At 64.7% G+C, this 19,200-nt stretch carries 17 protein-coding genes; 15 read left to right on the forward strand and 2 right to left on the reverse strand.

All coding sequences use genetic code 11. The annotated features are described in order from the left end of the window. Positions 1-27 precede the first annotated feature (27 nt). Positions 28-576 carry an outer membrane protein assembly factor BamE domain-containing protein gene (bamE, locus tag K2O51_RS15855; protein ID WP_011296860.1) on the forward strand — a complete coding sequence of 183 codons (549 nt, stop codon included), beginning with the start codon at positions 28-30 and terminating at the stop codon, positions 574-576. A 74-nt stretch (positions 577-650) separates the two neighbouring features. On the opposite strand, the gene metG is transcribed toward bamE, so the two are convergent. Together metG and K2O51_RS15865 are read right to left on the reverse strand one after the other, a co-directional pair. Next, positions 651-2,717 carry a methionine--tRNA ligase gene (metG, locus tag K2O51_RS15860; RefSeq protein WP_220631333.1) on the reverse strand — a complete coding sequence of 689 codons (2,067 nt, stop codon included), beginning with the start codon at positions 2,715-2,717 and terminating at the stop codon, positions 651-653. A 310-nt stretch (positions 2,718-3,027) separates the two neighbouring features. Then, positions 3,028-3,666: a YiaD family glycine zipper/OmpA-like lipoprotein gene (locus K2O51_RS15865; protein WP_011296862.1), complete on the reverse strand. Its 639-nt coding sequence runs from the start codon at positions 3,664-3,666 to the stop codon at positions 3,028-3,030. 366 nt (positions 3,667-4,032) lie between these two features. Between K2O51_RS15865 and apbC the strand changes: the two genes are divergently transcribed. The 14 genes from apbC (at position 4,033) to K2O51_RS15935 (ending at position 19,189) form a co-directional block, all read left to right on the forward strand. Continuing rightward, positions 4,033-5,121, forward strand: a complete 1,089-nt coding sequence (gene apbC / locus K2O51_RS15870; RefSeq protein ID WP_011296863.1) for an iron-sulfur cluster carrier protein ApbC — start codon at positions 4,033-4,035, stop codon at positions 5,119-5,121. A gap of 11 nt (positions 5,122-5,132) precedes the next feature. Next, entirely contained in the window at positions 5,133-5,645 is a 513-nt protein-coding gene (locus K2O51_RS15875) for a DUF3305 domain-containing protein (protein WP_011296864.1), read from the forward strand. A 12-nt stretch (positions 5,646-5,657) separates the two neighbouring features. Continuing rightward, positions 5,658-6,215, forward strand: coding sequence for a DUF3306 domain-containing protein (locus K2O51_RS15880; RefSeq protein WP_220631334.1), 558 nt, complete (start codon positions 5,658-5,660; stop codon positions 6,213-6,215). A 99-nt stretch (positions 6,216-6,314) separates the two neighbouring features. After that, positions 6,315-8,468, forward strand: coding sequence for a 4Fe-4S dicluster domain-containing protein (locus tag K2O51_RS15885; protein ID WP_220631335.1), 2,154 nt, complete (start codon positions 6,315-6,317; stop codon positions 8,466-8,468). Between the two features lie 34 nt (positions 8,469-8,502). Next, positions 8,503-9,135, forward strand: a complete 633-nt coding sequence (locus K2O51_RS15890) for a TorD/DmsD family molecular chaperone (protein WP_140950938.1) — start codon at positions 8,503-8,505, stop codon at positions 9,133-9,135. A 145-nt stretch (positions 9,136-9,280) separates the two neighbouring features. Next, positions 9,281-9,496, forward strand: coding sequence for a formate dehydrogenase (locus K2O51_RS15895; RefSeq protein WP_041679490.1), 216 nt, complete (start codon positions 9,281-9,283; stop codon positions 9,494-9,496). A 77-nt stretch (positions 9,497-9,573) separates the two neighbouring features. Continuing rightward, complete coding sequence (locus K2O51_RS15900) at positions 9,574-12,612, forward strand: molybdopterin-dependent oxidoreductase (protein ID WP_220631336.1); 3,039 nt, start codon at positions 9,574-9,576, stop codon at positions 12,610-12,612. Positions 12,613-12,641: 29 nt separating this feature from the next. Continuing rightward, the gene (fdh3B, locus tag K2O51_RS15905; protein ID WP_220631337.1) at positions 12,642-13,355 is read left to right on the forward strand and encodes a formate dehydrogenase FDH3 subunit beta; all 714 of its coding nucleotides are present in this window, start codon (positions 12,642-12,644) and stop codon (positions 13,353-13,355) included. Continuing rightward, the gene (locus K2O51_RS15910; protein ID WP_011296871.1) at positions 13,352-13,588 is read left to right on the forward strand and encodes a hypothetical protein; all 237 of its coding nucleotides are present in this window, start codon (positions 13,352-13,354) and stop codon (positions 13,586-13,588) included. Before fdh3B ends, K2O51_RS15910 begins: the two co-directional genes overlap by 4 nt. Positions 13,589-13,628: 40 nt before the next feature. Continuing rightward, a complete protein-coding gene (locus K2O51_RS15915; RefSeq protein ID WP_220631338.1) occupies positions 13,629-14,825 on the forward strand; it encodes a formate dehydrogenase subunit gamma in 1,197 nt (398 codons plus the stop codon). A gap of 36 nt (positions 14,826-14,861) precedes the next feature. Next, entirely contained in the window at positions 14,862-15,209 is a 348-nt protein-coding gene (locus K2O51_RS15920) for a hypothetical protein (protein WP_140950935.1), read from the forward strand. 68 nt (positions 15,210-15,277) lie between these two features. Then, on the forward strand, positions 15,278-16,108 hold the full coding sequence (locus tag K2O51_RS15925; RefSeq protein ID WP_011296874.1) for a formate dehydrogenase accessory sulfurtransferase FdhD: 831 nt from the start codon (positions 15,278-15,280) through the stop codon (positions 16,106-16,108). Positions 16,109-16,194: 86 nt separating this feature from the next. Beyond that, a complete protein-coding gene (dcd, locus tag K2O51_RS15930; RefSeq protein WP_029046089.1) occupies positions 16,195-16,761 on the forward strand; it encodes a dCTP deaminase in 567 nt (188 codons plus the stop codon). 157 nt (positions 16,762-16,918) lie between these two features. After that, the gene (locus tag K2O51_RS15935; RefSeq protein WP_220631339.1) at positions 16,919-19,189 is read left to right on the forward strand and encodes an arginine/lysine/ornithine decarboxylase; all 2,271 of its coding nucleotides are present in this window, start codon (positions 16,919-16,921) and stop codon (positions 19,187-19,189) included. Positions 19,190-19,200: the final 11 nt, after the last annotated feature.

The raw sequence follows: 19,200 nt of genomic DNA on the forward strand, positions 1-19,200 counted from the left end.
TACGCGTCGCCGCGACGCCTTGCCGCCATGGGTCTGATAGCTTCCTTGCTTGCATTGTTTGGCTGCGACCAGCGGAAGGTCGACGAGGCCATGAAAAAAGCCGGCGACACGGCGCGCGCGACGTGGAATTCGGTCAAGCCTGACAGCCAGCTGTTCAAGGGCATCGAGCCGGGGCAGTCGACTGAAGAGGATGTGCTGCGGCAGGCGGGCAAGCCCGATATCGTCTGGGAAGATGAGAATGGGGCCCGGCGGCTCGAGTACCCGCGTGGGCCGGAAGGAGCGACCACCTGGATGGTGACGATCGGTGCGGATGGCAAGGTCGCGCGCATCGAGCAGGTGCTGACCGCGGAGAACTTCACGCGCGTGCGGCCTGGGATGAACCAGGACCAGGTCAGGCGGATCCTTGGCAAGCCGACCAAGGTTGAGAAATTTGCCTTGAAGAAGGAAGAGGTTTGGGGGTATCGGTGGTGGGAGTCGTCGCAGGAGAAGGCGTTCTTTAATGTGCACTTCAATCCTGAGGGGGTGGTGACGACGACGTCGCGCAGCGACGATCCTTCTCGCATGCAGGGCGGGTGATAGCTCCGAGGCGATAAAGAAAAACGGCGGCTGCCTGGAGGGCGCCGCCGTTTTTTTCCTGTCGCGCAGGCAGATCAGCCGATCCGCATGCCGGGCACCGCACCGCTGTGCGGCTCCAGGATGTAGAGCCCCGGATTGGCCTTCTCATCAGCGGCCGAAGCAGCCAGCACCATCCCTTCGGATACGCCAAACTTCATCTTGCGCGGTGCCAGGTTGGCAACCACCACGGTCAGCTTGCCGACAAGCTGCTCCGGCGTGTAGGCCGACTGGATGCCGGAGAACACATTGCGCGTACGGCCTTCGCCAAGGTCCAGCGTCAGCTGCAGCAGCTTGCTGGAGCCTTCGACCTTCTGGCATTCCACAATCTTGGCAACCCGCAGATCGATCTTCGCGAAGTCGTCGATCGTGATGGTGTCGGCGATCGGCTCGATCGAAGCGGCCGCTGCCGCGCCGGCGGCGGGCGCCGTCGCCTGCAGCGATTCCCGGTTGGCGGCCAGCAGCGCATCGACCTGCTTGGCATCGACGCGCGTCATCAGGTGCTGGTACGCCTGCACCGGGCTGGAAGCCGACAGCTGCTTGTCGATCGCGCGCCAGTCCAGCGGCTCGACATTGAGGAAGCGCTCCACGCCGGCGGCCACGGTCGGTACCACGGGCTTCAGATAGACCGTCAGCAGACGGAAGGCCTCGAGCGACACCGAGCATGCGGAATGCAGCGCACTGCGCTTGGCTTCATCCTTCGCCAGTTCCCACGGCTTTTCGGTATCGACGAACGCATTGACCGTGTCGGTCAGCTCCATCACCAGGCGCAGCGCCTTGCTGTACTCGCGTGCTTCATAGAGCTGCGCGACTTGCGGCGCGGCTTCGCGCAGTTGCTTGAGCAGCGGGTGCGCCAGCGCGGCTTCGTCGACCTTGCCTTCGAAGCGCTTGACCAGGAAGCCCGCCGCGCGGCTCGCGATGTTGACGTACTTGCCGATCAGGTCGCTGTTGACGCGAGCGATAAAGTCGTCCAGGTTCAGGTCCAGGTCTTCCATGCTCGCGTTGAGCTTGGCGGCGAAGTAGTAGCGCAGCCATTCCGGGTTCATGCCGGTGTCGATGTAGCTCTGCGCGGTGATGAACGTGCCGCGTGACTTGCTCATCTTGGCGCCATCCACGGTCAGGAAGCCGTGCGCGAACACGTTGGTCGGCGTGCGGTAGCCCGAGAAGCGCAGCATGGCCGGCCAGAACAGCGTGTGGAAGTAAAGGATGTCCTTGCCGATGAAGTGGTACTGCTCGGCCGTGGAGTGCGGGCCGACCCATGCGTCGAAGTCGATGCCTTTCTTCTCGGCCAGGTTCTTGAAGCTTGCGTAGTAGCCGATCGGGGCGTCCAGCCACACATAGAAGTACTTGCCCGGTGCGCCCGGGATCTCGAAGCCGAAGTACGGCGCGTCGCGCGAGATGTCCCAGTCCGACAGCGTCGAGGCTTCGCCTTCGCTGCCGAGCCATTCCTGCATCTTGTTGGCGGCTTCAGGCTGGGCCAGATCGGCCACCCACTCGCGCAGGAAGGTTTCGCAGCGCGGGTCGGACAGCTTGAAGAAGAAGTGCGTCGACGACTTGCGCACCGGCGTGGCGCCCGAGACGACCGAGTACGGATTCTTCAGGTCGGTCGGCACATAGGTGGTGCCGCAGACTTCACACGAGTCCCCGTACTGATCCTTTGCACCGCACTTCGGGCACTCGCCCTTGATGAAGCGGTCCGGCAGGAACATGTTCTTGACCGGGTCGTAGAACTGTTCGACTTCGCGTTCGGCGATCAGGTCGTCGGCCTTCAGGGCCAGGTAGATCTTTTCGCACAGCTCGCGGTTTTCCTCCGCGTCGGTGCTGTAGTAGTTGTCGAACGACACCAGGAAGCTGTCGAAGTCGCGCTTGTGCTCGGTCCAGACGCGGTCGATCAGTTGCTTGGGCGTGATGCCTTCCTTCTCGGCGCGCAGCATGACCGGCGTACCGTGGGTGTCGTCGGCGCCGACGTAGTAAACCTCGTTGCCCATCATGCGCTGGAAGCGCACCCAGATGTCAGTCTGGATGTACTCCACCAGGTGGCCGATATGAATCTGGCCGTTGGCATATGGCAGGGCAGATGTGACGAGGATACGACGTGCGGTCATAAAAAAGAGCCGGTGGGGGTGACGGGGAAGCGTTCGGACAAGCGGCTACGGCGAAGCCGGGCGGCAGGCGCGAAAGGGCTATTCTAGCAAGCACCGCGTCACAGGGCCGGCATTGCACGCGGCGAAATCCCGTGGATTGTCGAGTGCTCGTATGGACACTCCTTGTGGCGCGGGCCAAAAAAAAGCGCCGGTCAGCGCCGGCGCAGCTTTCCACAACGGAAAAGGAGGAGAAATCAGGCACCGCCCGGGAGGTCAGCCACCTATCGCGAGCCAGCAACGGTGGCAAGCGGTACCTGTTTCTATGACTAGGTCATCCCTGAATTGGTTTCAAAAAAATTTCGACCCGGCGATTTTGTGTCCGGCCGGCCTCGGTAGCGTTGTCCGCGACGGGCTGAGTCTGGCCGCGCCCCTCGGCCGAGAGGCGGTTCCGTGCGACGCCGCGATCACCCAGGTAGGTGGCCACGCTCTGGGCGCGCCGCTGCGACAGCTGCATGTTGTACTGCGCGTTGCCGGTGCTATCGGTATGGCCCACGACATTGGCGACCACGTCCTGGTGCTGGCCCAGCGTCTGGGCGACCTGGTCGAGCACCGAGCGGAACGACGGCTTGATCGTGGCGCTGTCGGTATCGAACGTGACCTGGCTCGGGATATTGACCTTGAGCGAGCCGTCCGGCTGCTCGGTGATCTGGGTGCCGGTGCCGGCCGTGTCCTTGTTCAGCTTGCCGCGGATGGCGTTCCAGTTGTAGCCCGTGGCACCACCGACTGCGCCGCCCACGGCAGCGCCGACCAGTGTGCCAGTCGTGTTGCCGCCGATCAGGTTGCCCAGCCCCGCGCCCACGGCAGCGCCCACGCCGGTCCCGACGGCGGTGTGCGTCTGTTGTTCGGTGGCGCAGCCGGCAGCCAGAAGTGTGGCCGCGGCGAGCGAGACGGTGGCGAACTTGAATTTCATGCTTTCTCCTTCTGAAGATCCCGTAGAAGTATTCTTGCCTGCTGCAACGTAGATGGTAACGCCGATAGTAACGCGCTGCGCACCCGGCGCACCTCGCAACTCCCTGGGCGCCGTGCATGCGGCGGGCAGGGCAGAGCCCCGTGCAGCACCGGGGCACTACAATATGGATATGGCGGCGCGCGCACAAGTGCAAGCTTGTGAGAATTGTAAATGTCTGTAATCCCACAAAAAGTCCACGCGGCCCGCAGCGGGAAAACCCATAAGCCATACAAGGGATTGCGGGCCGACTCGCGGACTTGATGGCCACTGCTTCATACTTTGATACATTAGCCTGTCCCCACTATCTACAAACAAGCGGAGTTTGTCTTGAGCCTCAGCACTGAACAGGTCACGGAAGTCCTGCGCACGGTCATCGATCCCAATACGGGCAAAGATCTGGTGTCCACCCGCTCGGCCCGGAATATCCGTGTCGACGGCGGCGACGTGTCGCTCGAGGTGGAACTCGGCTATCCGGGCAAGAGCCAGTTCGAGCCGATTCGCAAGCTGGTTGTCGCTGCAGTGCGTCAACTGCCTGGCGTCAGCAATGTCAGCGTCAACATCAGCATGAAGATCGTCGCCCACGCCGTGCAGCGTGGCGTCAAGCTGCTGGCTGGCGTGAAGAACGTGATTGCCGTGGCGTCGGGCAAGGGCGGGGTGGGCAAGTCCACCACGGCGGTCAACCTGGCGCTGGCGCTGGCTGCCGAAGGCGCGCGTGTTGGCATGCTGGACGCCGACATCTACGGCCCGAGCCTGCCGATGATGCTGGGCATCGACGGCCGCCCGGAATCGTCCGACGGTCAGACCATGGAGCCGCTGGAAGGCCATGGCCTGCAGGCCAATTCGATCGGTTTCCTGATCGAACAGGACAACCCCATGGTGTGGCGCGGCCCGATGGTCACGTCGGCGCTTGAACAACTGCTGCGCCAGACCAACTGGCATGACCTCGATTACCTGATCGTCGACATGCCACCGGGCACCGGCGACATCCAACTCACGCTGTCGCAGAAGGTGCCGGTCACGGGTGCCGTGATCGTGACCACGCCGCAGGACATTGCACTGCTAGACGCCAAGAAGGGCCTGAAAATGTTCGAGAAGGTGGGCATCCCCATCCTGGGCATCGTCGAGAACATGGCGGTGTACTGCTGCCCGAACTGCGGCCACGTCGAACATATCTTCGGCCAGGGCGGCGGCGAAAAGATGTGCGCCGACTACGGGGTCGACCTGCTGGGCAGCCTGCCGCTGAACCTGTCGATCCGCGAACAGGCGGACTCGGGCCGCCCGACGGTGGTATCCGACCCCGACAGCCCGGTGGCGGAGCTGTACCGTGGCATCGCCCGCAAGGTCGCCATCAAGGTGGCCGACAAGGCTCGCGACATGACCAGCAAGTTCCCCAGCATCGTCGTGCAGAACACCTGAGGCCCTGCGCCATGGAAACGAGCGCCCCGCAAGCCCGTCCCGCCGTCACCATGGCGGTGGTCATGCGCAGGGTGGCGCTGGCCAGCCGCTGGCAGCCCTGGAAATGGGAACTCGACGCGGTCTGGCCGGACCTGGGCGAATTCGGCACCGTGCCCATGTGCCTCGAGCAGGACGAGCACGGCGCACGCTGGCTGTATCCGGGGTTCGAGGTCGTGCTGTTCCATGACCAGGGCGAAGGCTACTACCTCAACCTCACATCGACGCAGCCCTGCTGGTTCGTGCATTGGCGCATGCAGGAAGACGTGCCCGCGGACGAGGCGCGGCCGGTGCCTGTGACGGTCTCGCTGTCGTACAACGAGGCCGGCCGCTGGCTGGACGCCGGCGAAACCGTGGAAAACGTGCCGCTTGCGCCCGACCAGCGTGACTGGCTGCAGGCCTACGTCGACCAGAACTACCGCCCCGAACCGAAGCAGCGCCGCCGGCCCGAGTCGTTCAAGGCGCCGGAGGATCGCGCGCGTTACTGACGGCCACCTGCCATGAGCGAATCGTCCTTCCTGTCACGCTGGTCGCGCCGCAAGGCCGCGGTGCGGGAAGGCGGTGTCGTGCCGGACGAACCTGACGCACCCGAAGCGACCTTGCCCGCGCAAGTGCCGGACGCTGCAGAGCAAACACCGGCCGCCGCCGAAATGCCGGTCGAGTTGCCGACCATGGCCGACGTGGCCCTGCTGCAGCCTGGCGATAACATCGCGCGCTTTGTCGCGCGCGGCGTGGACGAGGGCGTCAAGCGCGCCGCGCTCAAGACCTTGTTTGCCGACCCGCACTTCAATGTGATGGACGGTCTCGATACCTATATCGACGACTACGGCAAGCCTGACCCGATTCCCCCCGACGTGCTGCGGCGCCTGCGGCAGTCGGAGGCGCTGGGATTGTTCGACGCCGAGGAGGCGACGGAAGCAACCGGAGCGACGGACGCCGAAGAGCTGCCTGCGCCAGCAGCGCAGGCAGCAGCGTTGTCCGATGCCGCACCGGATGACGCGGACCCCTCCGGATCTCCGGCGCAGCCCAAGGATACGGGGCCGGATAAACACGCGTAGCCCCGCGGCTGCAGCCGCGCCTAGAATAGGACTCCCCATGAACTCCCGGCCTGCAGACCCTCGCAAGAAGGGCATCCGGGCCGGTCAGCCGGATTCGCCATGCCGACGCTGATTTGCAGTTGCAATGAGACCATGCCGCTTGATGGGGCGGCGCTGTCGCAAGCCCATGGTGGCCCGCTTAAGGTCCACCGCCTGCTGTGTCGCCGGGAGATCGGCGATTTCATGGCGGCGCTCGACGGCACGGACGACGTGATCGTCGCCTGCACGCAGGAGCGGCATCTTTTTGCCGAGGTGGCCGCGCAGGCCGCGCGCGGCGACAACGGCCGCCCGGTGGTGGTCGCGCCTGTGCGCTTCGTCAATATCCGCGAGACCGGCGGCTGGTCGCAGGGCGCAAAGCGCGACCCGAAGACCGCCAACGCCAAGATTGCGGCGCTGCTGGCCGTCGCCGCGCTGCCCGAGCCGGACCCGGTCCCCGTGGTGGACTACCGTTCAGACGGCACCGTGCTCGTGATGGGCCCCCCCGATCGCGCGTTGCCGTGGGCCGAACGTCTGGCGGCGATGTCGTTGGAGGTCACCGTCCTGCTGACGCACGGCGACATTCAGGTGGCATCGGCTGCCGCGCCAGCGGAGCGTGCCTGGCCAGTGCACAGCGGAACGCTGCGCGCGCTATCCGGGTGGCTGGGCGCGTTCGAGGCCTCGTGGGATACCGGCGCGGGCCGCGGCAACCCGATCGACCTCGATCTGTGCACGCGCTGCAATGCCTGCATCGAAGCCTGTCCCGAGAACGCGATCGACTTCAGTTACCAGATCGACATGGACCGCTGTCGTGCCCACCGCGATTGCGTGCGCGCCTGCGGCGCGGCGGCTGCGATCGATTTCGACCGGCCGGCGGCGGTTGCCGGGGGCCGTTTCGACCTGGTCTTCGACCTCAATGACACGCCGGCCTTTACGATGCACCAGCCGCCGCAGGGCTACCTGCACGCAGGCGGCGCCGCACTGCGCCAGCAACAACAGGCGCTGGCCCTGACGCAGCTCGTGGGCGAGTTCGAAAAGCCGAAATTCTTCCGCTACAAGGAAAGCCTCTGCGCCCACGGCCGCAACCAGACCACCGGCTGCACGGCCTGTATCGACATCTGTTCGACGCAGGCGATCCGCTCGCAATGGCATGACGGCAAGGGACGCATCGAGGTCACGCCAAATCTCTGCATGGGCTGCGGAGCGTGCACCACGGTCTGCCCGAGCGGGGCAATCAGCTATGCGTATCCGGGCCCGGAGGTGCTGGGCACGCGCCTGCGCACGCTGCTGTCGGCGTATCGCTCGGCAGGCGGCCGAGACGCCGTGGTGCTGCTGCATGGCGACGAGGCTGGCACGCCGGCCATCCTGGCGCTCGGGCGTGCCGCGCGCGCCGGACTGGCGCAGGGCGTGCCGCCGAACGTGATGCCGGTGCAGGTGTTCCATCCGGCCTCGGCCGGGCTGGAACTCTGGCTGGCGGCGCTGTGCTGGGGCGCGGCGCATGTGGCGATACTCCTGACCGGTGACGAGGCGCCGCAGTACCGTACCGCCCTGCAGGAGCAGATCGATGTGGCGCGGGCGCTGCTGGGGGGACTTGGCTACAAGGCCGGCGCGGTGTCGCTGGTCGAGGCAGCCGATGCTTCATCGCTGGATGCCGGGCTTGCCGCGCTGCGGCCCGCCCGCCACGCCTTGCCCCCGGCGCCCTTCGGTGCCGTGGCCGCCAAGCGCGAAATGTTCGACTTCGCGCTCGACCATCTCGTGCGGCATGCGCCCGTACCGGCCGATATCGTTCCGCTGCCATCCGCCGCCCCGATCGGCGCGGTAGTCGTGGATACCGCAAGCTGCACGCTGTGCATGGCCTGCGTGGGCGCTTGCCCGACCCAGGCGCTGCGCGACAACCCGGAACGCCCGGTGCTGGGGTTCCTGGAGCGCAACTGCGTCCAGTGCGGCCTGTGCGAGAAGACCTGCCCGGAACACGCGATCACGCTCGTGCCCCGCCTGCTGACCGGCGAGGCCGCGCGGCGCAACGTCACGCTCAACGAGTCGCAGCCATTCCACTGTGTGCGCTGCGCCAAGCCGTTCGGCACGGCGCAGATGGTGGAATCGATGCTGGTCCGGCTGGCCGGCCATCCCGCCTTTGCCGGCGCGTCCGCCGAGCGCCTCAAGATGTGCCCGGACTGCCGCGTCGTCGACATGATGGAGCGCGATCCCGGCGCCATTAGCGGCGCCACGCTTCGATAAGCGTTTGGAGCCTCACCAAAAATTTCATCACGACATGACAGATTTTCAGCCCATCCAGCTCACGGCTGCGGCGCCCGTCGGCGACGCCGAGGACATTGCCCGCGCGGACCTGTACGGCCTGCTGGCCACACTGTTCTACCGCGCGCCGGATTCCGCGCTGCTCCATCACATCGCGGCCAATCGCGCGCACGGCGAGGATGCGGACACGGTACTGGGCCGCGCGTGGAATATGTTGTGCGATGCGGCATCGACCACGAGCGAGCTGGAGGCGCAAGAGGAGTACCAGGACCTATTTCAGGGTGTCGGCCGCCAGGAAGTCTTTCTGTATGGCTCGTTCTACCTCACCGGTTTCCTGAACGAGCGCCCGCTGGTTGCGCTGCGCGACGACCTGGCGCGCTACGGGCTGGTTCGGCACGAGAATGTCAGCGAGACCGAAGACCATGTGGCGACGCTGTGCGAGGTAATGCGGTTCCTGGTCGCTGGCGATGATGTGGGCGTCTCCAACCTTGGCGAGCAGCAGCGTTTCTATGCGCAGCACATGCAGCCATGGATCGGGAAATTGTGCGATGCACTAAGCGGGCATCCGAAAGCGCGGTTCTATCGCAGCGTTGCGGGACTGATGCAGGCCTTTGCAGACGTCGAAGCTGTGCAGCTCGAAATGCATTGAATCGAATGGGGGGGCATCCCTCTCCGAAATAGGGATTAACCCGGTAACGGCATGGTCTTTCAGCTGTCTTGCACCTAGAATATGCATAACAACGCATAACGGCTGAATCATCGGCAGTGGAGTGCCGAACCGAGGAGTGCCCCACATGAAAGAGACGCAACCCAGGGTCGCGCGCCGCACGTTTCTGGCGGGCGCTGGTGTTGTCGCTGCCGCCGCAGGCGCAGCGTCGCTGACGGCGCGGGGTCCGGCCGCGCCAGCCGGGATCGCCGCGATTCCCGAGCCTTCCGACGCACCGTCGGAGAACAAGGGCTATCGCGTTTCCGAACACATTCGCAAGTACTACCGCACCACACTCGTGTAAGCATGCCGGCGCGCCGGCAACGCGGCGCCGCCAATCCGCATGGGCTGAACAGCTGCTTTCCTCTGCTGAGGTGAGACATGATCTTGACCCGCAAACGCGCGGCGCAGGGCGCATCGACCCGACTCGCTGATGGCCTGGCACAGGCCAGCACGACATCCACGACATCCGGTAGCGGCAGGCTTTCGACGCGGCTTGCCGCAGGCCTGGCCGGCGCCATGCCGACCATGGACCGGCGCAGCTTCCTCAAGCGTTCCGGCATCGGTGTCGGGGTGGGGTTGGCCGCGTCGCAACTGACGCTGCTGCGCAAGGCCGATGCCGCCGACGACAAGACCGTCGCAGCCGCCGAAGGCAAGGGCGGCATCGTGGTGAAGCGTACCGTGTGCGGCCACTGCTCGGTCGGATGCGCGGTGGATGCGGTGGTGCAGAACGGCGTGTGGGTGCGTCAGGAACCGGTGTTCGATTCGCCGATCAATATGGGCGCTCACTGTGCGAAGGGCGCCGCGCTGCGCGAGCATGGCCACGGCGAGTACCGGCTGAAGTACCCGATGAAGCTGATCAACGGCAAGTATCAGCGCATCAGCTGGGACCAGGCGCTCGACGAGATCACCGCGAAGATGAAGGAGATGCGCCAGCAGACCGGTCCCGATTCCCTGTTCTTCGTCGGCTCGTCCAAGCACAGCAACGAGCAGTCCTACCTGTTGCGCAAGTGGGTGTCGTTCTTCGGCACCAACAACACCGACCACCAGGCGCGCATCTGCCACTCCACCACCGTGGCGGGCGTGGCGAACACCTGGGGCTACGGGGCGATGACCAACTCGTACAACGATATGCAGAACGCGAAGGCGGCTCTGTATATCGGCTCCAACGCGGCCGAGGCGCACCCGGTGTCGATGTTGCACCTGCTGCATGCGAAGGAGAACGGCTGCAAGGTGATCGTGGTGGATCCGCGCTTTACGCGCACGGCCGCCAAGGCTGACCACTACGTGCGCATCCGCTCGGGCACCGACATCGCTTTCCTGTTCGGGGTGCTTTACCACATCTTCCAGAACGGCTGGGAAGACCCGAAATACCTGCAAGACCGCGTCTACGGCATGGACAAGGTCAAGGCGGAAGTGCTGGCCAAGTGGACGCCTGACAAGGTCGAGGAAGTCTGCGGCGTGCCCGAGGCGCAGGTAAAGATGGTCGCTGAGACCATGGCGAAGAACCGGCCCAGCACGCTGGTCTGGTGCATGGGCCAGACGCAGCACACGATCGGCAACGCCATCGTGCGCGCGTCGTGCATCGTGCAGCTTGCGCTCGGCAACATCGGCGTGTCGGGCGGCGGCGCCAACATCTTCCGCGGTCACGACAATGTGCAGGGCGCCACCGACGTCGGCCCCAATCCTGATTCACTGCCGGGCTACTACGGCCTGGCTACCGGCGCGTGGAAGCACTACGCGGCGGTGTGGGGCGTGGACTATGAATGGATCAAGAAGCAGTTCGCCTCGCAGACGATGATGGAGAAGTCCGGCACGACCGTGTCGCGATGGATCGACATCGTCACCGAGAAGAACGAACTGATCGACCAGGACAACAACGTCCGCAGCGTGTTCTTCTGGGGGCATGCGCCGAACTCGCAGACGCGCGGCCTGGAAATGAAGAAGGCGATGGACAAGCTGGACCTGCTGGTCGTGATCGACCCGTATCCGTCCGCGACCGCCGCCATGGCCAACATGCCGCCGGCGGAGGGCGACAAGGTCAATCCGAACCGCGCGGTCTACCTGCTGCCGGCGTGCACGCAGTTCGAGACATCGGGATCCTGCACGGCTTCCAACCGCTCGCTGCAATGGCGCGAGAAGGTTATCGAGCCGTTGTTCGAATCGATGCCCGACCACACCATCATGCAGGCGTTCGCCGACAAGCTGGGCTTTGGCAAGGAGCTGTCGAAGAACTACAAGATGATCGAGGTGAAGCGCGCCGGCCGCACGTGGATGGAGCCGGAGATCGAGTCGATCCTGCGCGAGATCAACCGCAGCAACTGGACCATCGGCTACACCGGCCAGTCGCCGGAACGCCTCAAGGCCCATATGCGCAATATGCAGATGTTCGACGTGAAGACGTTGCGCTGCAGTGGCGGCAAGGACGCCGCGACTGGCTATGACCTGACCGGCGATTACTTCGGCCTGCCATGGCCTTGCTACGGCAATCCGGAACTCAAGCATCCGGGCTCGGCGAACCTGTACGACACCAGCAAGCACGTGATGGATGGCGGCGGCAATTTCCGCGCTAACTTCGGCGTGGAACGCGATGGCGTCAACCTGCTGGCCGAGGACGGTTCCTGCTCGAAGGGGGCCGAGATCACTACCGGCTATCCGGAGTTCGATCACGTGCTGCTCAAGAAGCTCGGCTGGTGGGATGACCTCACCGACGACGAGAAAAAGGCCGCCGAAGGCAAGAACTGGAAGACGGATCTGTCGGGCGGCATCCAGCGCGTGGTGCTCAAGGTGCATGGCTGCCATCCGTTCGGCAATGCCAAGGCGCGCGCCGTGGTGTGGAACTTCCCCGATCCGATTCCGCAGCACCGCGAGCCGCTGTATTCCACGCGGCCCGACATGGTCGCCAAGTACCCGACCCACGACGACAAGATGGCGTTCTGGCGGCTGCCGACGCTGTACAAGACCGTGCAGCAGCGCAACATCGAGAACAAGGTCTATGAGAAGTTCCCGATCATCCTGACCTCGGGCCGCCTTGTCGAATACGAGGGCGGTGGCGAGGAAACGCGCTCCAACCCGTGGCTGGCCGAACTGCAGCAGGAGAACTTCGTCGAGATCAACCCGCGCGCGGCGTCCGACCGCGGCATCCGCAACGGCGACTTCTGCTGGGTGAAGACACCGACCGGTGCGCGCATCAAGGTGCGCGCGCTGGTGACCGAGCGCGTGGGGCCGGACACCGCCTTCATCCCGTTCCATTTCTCGGGCTGGTGGCAGGGCAAGGACCTGAAGGACTACTACCCGGACGGCGCGATGCCGATCGTGCGCGGGGAAGCGGTCAATACGGCCACCACGTACGGCTATGACTCGGTGACGATGATGCAGGAAACCAAGACCACGATCTGCCAGATCGAACGCTTTGCCTGAATGCATGACATTGATCGCAGGATGACACCATGGCCCGCATGAAATTTATCTGTGACGCCGAGCGCTGCATCGAATGCAACAGCTGCGTCACCGCCTGCAAGAACGAGCATGAGGTGCCATGGGGCGTCAACCGGCGCCGCGTGGTCACCATCAACGACGGCGTGGTCGGCGCCGAGAAATCGATCTCGGTCGCCTGCATGCACTGTTCGGACGCGCCGTGCATGGCGGTCTGCCCGGTCGACTGTTTCTACCGCACCGAAGATGGCGTGGTGTTGCATGACAAGGACGTGTGCATCGGCTGCGGCTACTGCTCGTACGCGTGCCCGTTCGGCGCGCCGCAGTTCCCGTCCACGGGCACCTTCGGCGTGCGCGGCAAGATGGATAAATGCACATTCTGCGCGGGTGGGCCCGAGAAGAACGGCTCGGAGGCCGAGTTCGAGAAGTACGGCCGCAACCGCCTGGCCGAAGGCAAGCTGCCGCTGTGCGCGGAAATGTGCTCGACCAAGGCGCTGCTCGGCGGCGATGGCGACGTGATTGCCGACATCCTGCGCAACCGAGTGATCAAGCGCGGCAAGGGGGGCGATGTGTTCGGCTGGGGTACCGCATACGGCACGAAGGGCGGTGCGCAACAGGCGCCGGCCGCGCCCGCTGCACCTGCCGCTCCCGCACCGGGTAATGCGAGCGGAAGCGCGAACGGGAGCGCAACCGGGAGCGCAACCGCGAATGGGGGGCAACCATCATGACGCGCATCGCAATGATGGCCGTGCTGGCCGCGGCCGGCGTGCTGCTCGCGGCCTGTGGCGAAAAGGCACAGACCACGACCGCCTCGCACAAGAAGACCGATGCCGCCGCCTGGCAGGGCGCGCCCGATGATCCTTTCGTCGTCAAAGGCTGGACCGCGGGCGACAAGACGAGCTGGCAGAACCAGATCCGCCAGCGCAATCAGCTGCAGAACGAATACAACCGTACGCCGTGACTGCGCAGCAGGCAGGGCGGGGCGATCCGAAGGAGCGCGTATGAGGCCCACGCAGAACCCTTGCCGCTGGCTCGCTGCCAGCGCACTGGCCTGGCTGGCACTCGCGGGCAGCGCCGCGCTGGCGCAGGCACCGGCTTCGGCGCCGCCGGCTTCTGCCGCCGCTATCGCCGCACAACCGGCGGACGCGAACGACCCGGCCACGCATCCTGCGCAGCCGCTGGCGGGTATAGCCTCGGAGAACATCTTCAACGTGCCTCGCCGCGATATCGCCGGCGAGGCCAGGTCGCAGCAGGAACGCACGGTGACGCAGCCGGGCAACAACGCGCCGGTATGGCGCGAGGTCAATTCCGACCAGGCCCACTACAGCAGCCTGCCGGCCAAGGAAGCCGGCGTGCTGATCCAGCGGACCGGCCAGAAGTGGCGGCTGTTCCGCAATGGCGTGATCACCGTATGGGGCGGCTGGCTGCTGGTGATCGTGCCGCTCGCGATCCTCGGTTTCTTCGCCTGGCGCGGGACCATCCCGCTGCGCGAGTCGCGCACCGGGCGCATGATCGAGCGCTTCACGCCGATCGAGCGCATCGTGCACTGGACCATGGCGATCTCATTCGTACTGCTCGGCGTGTCGGGCATCGTGATGCTGTTCGGCAAGCATTTCCTGCTGCCGATCATGGGACACACGCTGTTCGGCTGGCTGAGCTACCTGCTGAAGAACATCCACAACCTGGCGGGGCCAGTGTTCACGTTGTCGATCATCGTCGCCTTCGTGATTTTCGTGCGCGACAACCTGCCCAGCCGCGACGACGTCCGTTGGGTGACTAGCCTCGGCGGGCTGGCCAGCGGCAAGCATGTGCCGAGCGGCCGGTTCAATTTCGGCGAGAAGATGTGGTTCTGGGGCGGGCTGGTGATCTTCGGTCTGATCCTGTCCGCGTCGGGCTGGGTGCTCGACATGATCGTGCCGGGGCTCGACTACTACCGCGCCACCATGCAGATCGCCAACGTGATCCATGGCATCGCGGCCGTGCTGATGATCGCGATGTCGCTGGGCCATATCTACATGGGCACCATCGGCATGGAAGGCGCCTACCGTGCGATGCGCGACGGCTGGGTCGACGAAGCCTGGGCCAGGGAGCACCACGAACTCTGGTACGACGACATCAAGTCCGGCAAGATCCCGGCGCAGCGCTCGACGACGCCGGAACCAGGCACCGCTGGCCGGCGTACCCCGGGCGAGGCCTGAGATATTGCTGCAGACCCGCTTTCACGGATCACGACCATGAAACGCATACTGATGCTGATTGCCCTGGCCGCAGGCACCGCTGGTCTCGCCGGCACGCAAGCCGCGCTGGCCAAGCTGCCCTCGCCGACCGATGCTCAGAAGGCCAAGGCGGAGGAAACGAAAGCGCGTACGGCGTGGGCCGACAAGGTGGCCGCGTTCCAGCTCTGCAAGGCCCAGGACAAGGTTGCGGCACGGTACTACGGCGACATGAAGACCAGCGGCAAGGGCACGCATGAGCCAGTGCAGACAGCTGCCTGTGCCGACCCAGGGCCCTTCGTGCCGCCCGCGGCGCCAGCCACCCCAGCCGCCGCCGCAGCAGTACAATCGACCGCAAAGGCGCCTTAACCTGCGCCCCATCGCTTGCCAGGCCGGCGTGGTGGGGCAAACCTGAGCAGCCCCCGACTCCGCCATCCATGCCACTGCGTCCTGAACTGACTCACGCAGCTGTTCCCCTGATCGAAGAGGTCGAAGTCGTCGACGAGCTGGGACGCGCGCGTCCGGCCTACCTGCCCGGCGAGCGCCCGCTGACGGTCTATCTCGACAAGCGCGAACTGGTCACGCTGATGACCCTCGGCGGCGCGCCCGAGCACCTCGTGCTCGGCTACCTGCGCAACCAGCGGCTGGTGGAATCGATCGAGGACATCGCCGCCGTGCAGGTGGACTGGGAAACGGAATCCGCCGCCGTGACCACCCGGACCGGCGTCGACCGCATCGAGGAGCGCACCGCGCGGCGCGTGGTGACGACGGGCTGCGGGCAGGGCACGGTGTTTGGCTCCTTGCTGGACGAGATCGACAATATCCAGCTGCCCGCCGGTGCCACGCTCGATCAGGACACGCTGTACGGCATCGTCGACACCATCCGCCTGCAGCAGTCGGTGTACAAGCAGGCTGGCTCGGTGCATGGCTGCGCACTGTTCCGCGGCAGCGAACTTCTGATGTTTGTCGAAGACGTGGGCCGCCACAACGCGGTGGACGCGATTGCTGGACGCATGTGGCTGGAAGACATGCGCGGCGACGACAAGGTCTTCTACACCACCGGCCGGCTTACCTCCGAAATGGTGATCAAGGGCGCGCAGATGGGGATTCCGTTCCTGCTATCGCGCTCGGGCGTCACGCAGATGGGCTACCAGATGGCGCAACGGGTCAATATGACGCTGTTTGCGAGGTGTACGGGCAAGCACTTCCTGCTCTATACGGGCAAGGAGCGCTTTCACCATCGACTGCCTGAGGAAGTTGTGGCCTGAGCGGCACTTCAATTGAGGCCGGTGGGGGTCCGGATTGGTTGTACAATTCGGCGCACTCTGGCTAAGCGTTTACCCCTCCCGACCCTATGAGCATCAAATCCGACAAGTGGATCCGCCGCATGGCGGAACAGCACGGCATGATCGAACCGTTCGAACCCGGCCAGGTGCGGGAGGCCGACGGGCGCAAGATCGTGTCGTACGGCACGTCGAGCTACGGCTACGACATCCGCTGTGCCGACGAATTCAAGATATTCACCAATATCAACAGCACCATTGTCGACCCCAAGAACTTCGACGAGAAGTCGTTCGTCGATTTCAAGGGTGACGTCTGCATCATTCCCCCGAACTCGTTCGCGCTTGCGCGCACGATGGAATATTTCCGCATCCCGCGCAGCGTGCTGACCATCTGCCTGGGCAAGAGCACTTACGCGCGCTGCGGCATCATCGTCAACGTGACGCCGTTCGAACCCGAGTGGGAAGGCTATGTGACGCTGGAGTTCTCCAACACCACGCCGCTGCCCGCCAAGATCTACGCCGGCGAAGGCTGCGCGCAGGTGCTGTTCTTCGAAAGCGACGAGGTCTGCGAGACGTCGTACGCCGACCGCGGCGGCAAGTACCAGGGCCAGCACGGTGTCACACTGCCGAAGACCTGAGCGCATTACAATGCCGGCGTTTGCCGGAACGGCCGGCTCGCGATAGACGCGCGGGCGCCAAGACCTGACGTGAGAGCCACATGTCGCCGCAGCAGGGGAACCCCTGCCGGCCATGTGGCTCAGTCCTTTATGTCCTGCTTTCCATCAAGGATGCCCGATGAAATTCCGCTTCCCCGTCATCATCATTGACGAAGACTTCCGCTCCGAGAACATCTCCGGCTCGGGTATCCGCGCGCTGGCCGAGGCGATCGAGAAAGAGGGGATGGAGGTCATGGGCCTGACCAGCTACGGCGACCTGACCTCGTTCGCGCAGCAGTCCAGCCGTGCGTCCACCTTCATCGTGTCGATCGACGACGACGAGTTCGTGACCGCCGATGACCAGCCCGAAGCGGCCGCCATCGAGAAGCTGCGCGCATTCGTCAATGAAGTGCGCCGCCGCAACACCGACCTGCCGATCTTCCTGTACGGCGAGACCCGCACCTCGCGCCATATCCCGAACGATATCCTGCGCGAGCTGCACGGCTTCATCCACATGTTCGAGGACACGCCGGAGTTCGTGGCGCGCCACATCATCCGCGAAGCCAAGGTCTACCTCGACACGCTCGCGCCGCCGTTCTTCAAGGCGCTGATCGACTACGCGCAGGATTCGTCGTACTCGTGGCACTGCCCGGGACACTCGGGCGGCGTGGCGTTCCTGAAGAGCCCGGTGGGCCAGGTGTTCCACCAGTTCTTCGGCGAAAACATGCTGCGTGCCGATGTCTGCAACGCGGTGGATGAACTCGGCCAGCTGCTGGACCACACCGGCCCGGTGGCCGCGTCCGAGCGCAACGCCGCGCGTATCTTCAACTCGGACCACATGTTCTTCGTGACCAACGGCACGTCGACGTCGAACAAGATGGTGTGGCACGCCAACGTGGCGCCCGGCGACATCGTCGTGGTGGACCGCAACTGCCACAAGTCGATCCTGCACGCGATCATGATGACCGGCGCGATCCCCGTGTTCCTGATGCCGACGCGCAACCACTACGGCATCATCGGCCCGATCCCCAAGAGCGAGTTCGACCCGGAGACCATCCGCAGGAAGATCGCCAACCACCCGTTCGCGAGCAAGGCCAAGAACCAGAAGCCGCGCATCCTGACGATCACGCAGGGTACCTACGACGGTGTGCTGTACAACGCCGAGCAGATCAAGGAGATGCTCGCGTCGGAAATCGACACGCTGCATTTCGATGAAGCGTGGCTGCCGCACGCGGCGTTCCACGAGTTCTATCACAACATGCACGCGATCGGCCGCGACCGCCCGCGCAGCAAGGACGCGCTGGTGTTTGCCACGCAGTCCACGCACAAGCTGCTGGCGGGCCTGTCGCAGGCGTCGCAGATCCTCGTGCAGGATTCCGAAACGCGCAAGCTGGACCGCTATCGCTTCAACGAGGCGTACCTGATGCACACCTCGACCAGTCCGCAGTACTCGATCATCGCCTCGTGCGATGTCGCCGCGGCCATGATGGAAGCGCCGGGCGGCCCCGCGCTGGTGGAAGAGAGCATCCAGGAAGCACTGGACTTCCGCCGCGCCATGCGCAAGGTCGAAGGCGACTTCGAAGCCGGCAACAATGGCGACTGGTGGTTCAAGGTCTGGGGCCCGGATACGCTGAACGACGAAGGCATGCCCGAACGCGAGCAGTGGATGCTCAAGGCCAACGAGCGCTGGCACGGCTTCGGCGACCTGGCCGACGGCTTCAACCTGCTCGACCCGATCAAGGCGACGATCATCACCCCGGGCTTGGACGTGGACGGCGAGTTCAGCGATCGCGGCATTCCGGCGGCCATCGTCACCAAGTACCTGGCCGAGCACGGCATCATCATCGAGAAGACGGGCCTGTACTCGTTCTTCATCATGTTCACCATCGGCATTACCAAGGGCCGCTGGAATTCGCTGGTGACCGAGTTGCAGCAGTTCAAGGACGACTACGACCAGAACCAGCCGCTGTGGCGCGTGCTGCCCGAGTTCGTTGGCAAGCATCCACAGTACGAACGCATGGGCCTGCGTGACCTGTGCGATGCCGTGCACAGCGTCTACAAGGCCAACGACGTGGCGCGCGTGACGACAGAGATGTACCTGTCGGACATGGAACCGGCGATGAAGCCGTCAGACGCGTGGTCGATGATGGCGCACCGCGAGATCGAGCGCGTGCCGGTGGACGACCTGGAGGGCCGAGTCACCGCCATCCTGCTGACGCCGTACCCGCCGGGCATCCCGCTGCTGATCCCGGGCGAGCGCTTCAACCGCACCATCGTCCAGTACCTGAAGTTCGCGCGCGAGTTCAACAAGCTGTTCCCGGGCTTCGAGACCGATGTGCACGGGCTGGTCGAGGAAGAGGTCGATGGCCGCAAGGCGTACTTCGTGGATTGCGTAAAGCAGGGCAGCTAAATTCACGACCA

The sequence above is a fragment of the Cupriavidus pinatubonensis genome (assembly GCF_019602855.1).
In the GTDB taxonomy this organism is placed as follows: Bacteria; Pseudomonadota; Gammaproteobacteria; order Burkholderiales; family Burkholderiaceae; genus Cupriavidus; species Cupriavidus pinatubonensis.

Coding starts and splice junctions, on each gene's coding strand:
- bamE (WP_011296860.1), top strand. CDS start 28: ATGGGTCTGATAGCTTCCTTGCTTGCATTGTTTGGCTGCGACCAGCGG.
- metG (WP_220631333.1), bottom strand. CDS start 2,717: ATGACCGCACGTCGTATCCTCGTCACATCTGCCCTGCCATATGCCAAC.
- K2O51_RS15865 (WP_011296862.1), bottom strand. CDS start 3,666: ATGAAATTCAAGTTCGCCACCGTCTCGCTCGCCGCGGCCACACTTCTG.
- K2O51_RS15875 (WP_011296864.1), top strand. CDS start 5,133: ATGGAAACGAGCGCCCCGCAAGCCCGTCCCGCCGTCACCATGGCGGTG.
- K2O51_RS15880 (WP_220631334.1), top strand. CDS start 5,658: ATGAGCGAATCGTCCTTCCTGTCACGCTGGTCGCGCCGCAAGGCCGCG.
- K2O51_RS15885 (WP_220631335.1), top strand. CDS start 6,315: ATGCCGACGCTGATTTGCAGTTGCAATGAGACCATGCCGCTTGATGGG.
- K2O51_RS15890 (WP_140950938.1), top strand. CDS start 8,503: ATGACAGATTTTCAGCCCATCCAGCTCACGGCTGCGGCGCCCGTCGGC.
- K2O51_RS15895 (WP_041679490.1), top strand. CDS start 9,281: ATGAAAGAGACGCAACCCAGGGTCGCGCGCCGCACGTTTCTGGCGGGC.
- K2O51_RS15900 (WP_220631336.1), top strand. CDS start 9,574: ATGATCTTGACCCGCAAACGCGCGGCGCAGGGCGCATCGACCCGACTC.
- fdh3B (WP_220631337.1), top strand. CDS start 12,642: ATGGCCCGCATGAAATTTATCTGTGACGCCGAGCGCTGCATCGAATGC.
- K2O51_RS15910 (WP_011296871.1), top strand. CDS start 13,352: ATGACGCGCATCGCAATGATGGCCGTGCTGGCCGCGGCCGGCGTGCTG.
- K2O51_RS15915 (WP_220631338.1), top strand. CDS start 13,629: ATGAGGCCCACGCAGAACCCTTGCCGCTGGCTCGCTGCCAGCGCACTG.
- K2O51_RS15920 (WP_140950935.1), top strand. CDS start 14,862: ATGAAACGCATACTGATGCTGATTGCCCTGGCCGCAGGCACCGCTGGT.
- K2O51_RS15925 (WP_011296874.1), top strand. CDS start 15,278: ATGCCACTGCGTCCTGAACTGACTCACGCAGCTGTTCCCCTGATCGAA.
- dcd (WP_029046089.1), top strand. CDS start 16,195: ATGAGCATCAAATCCGACAAGTGGATCCGCCGCATGGCGGAACAGCAC.
- K2O51_RS15935 (WP_220631339.1), top strand. CDS start 16,919: ATGAAATTCCGCTTCCCCGTCATCATCATTGACGAAGACTTCCGCTCC.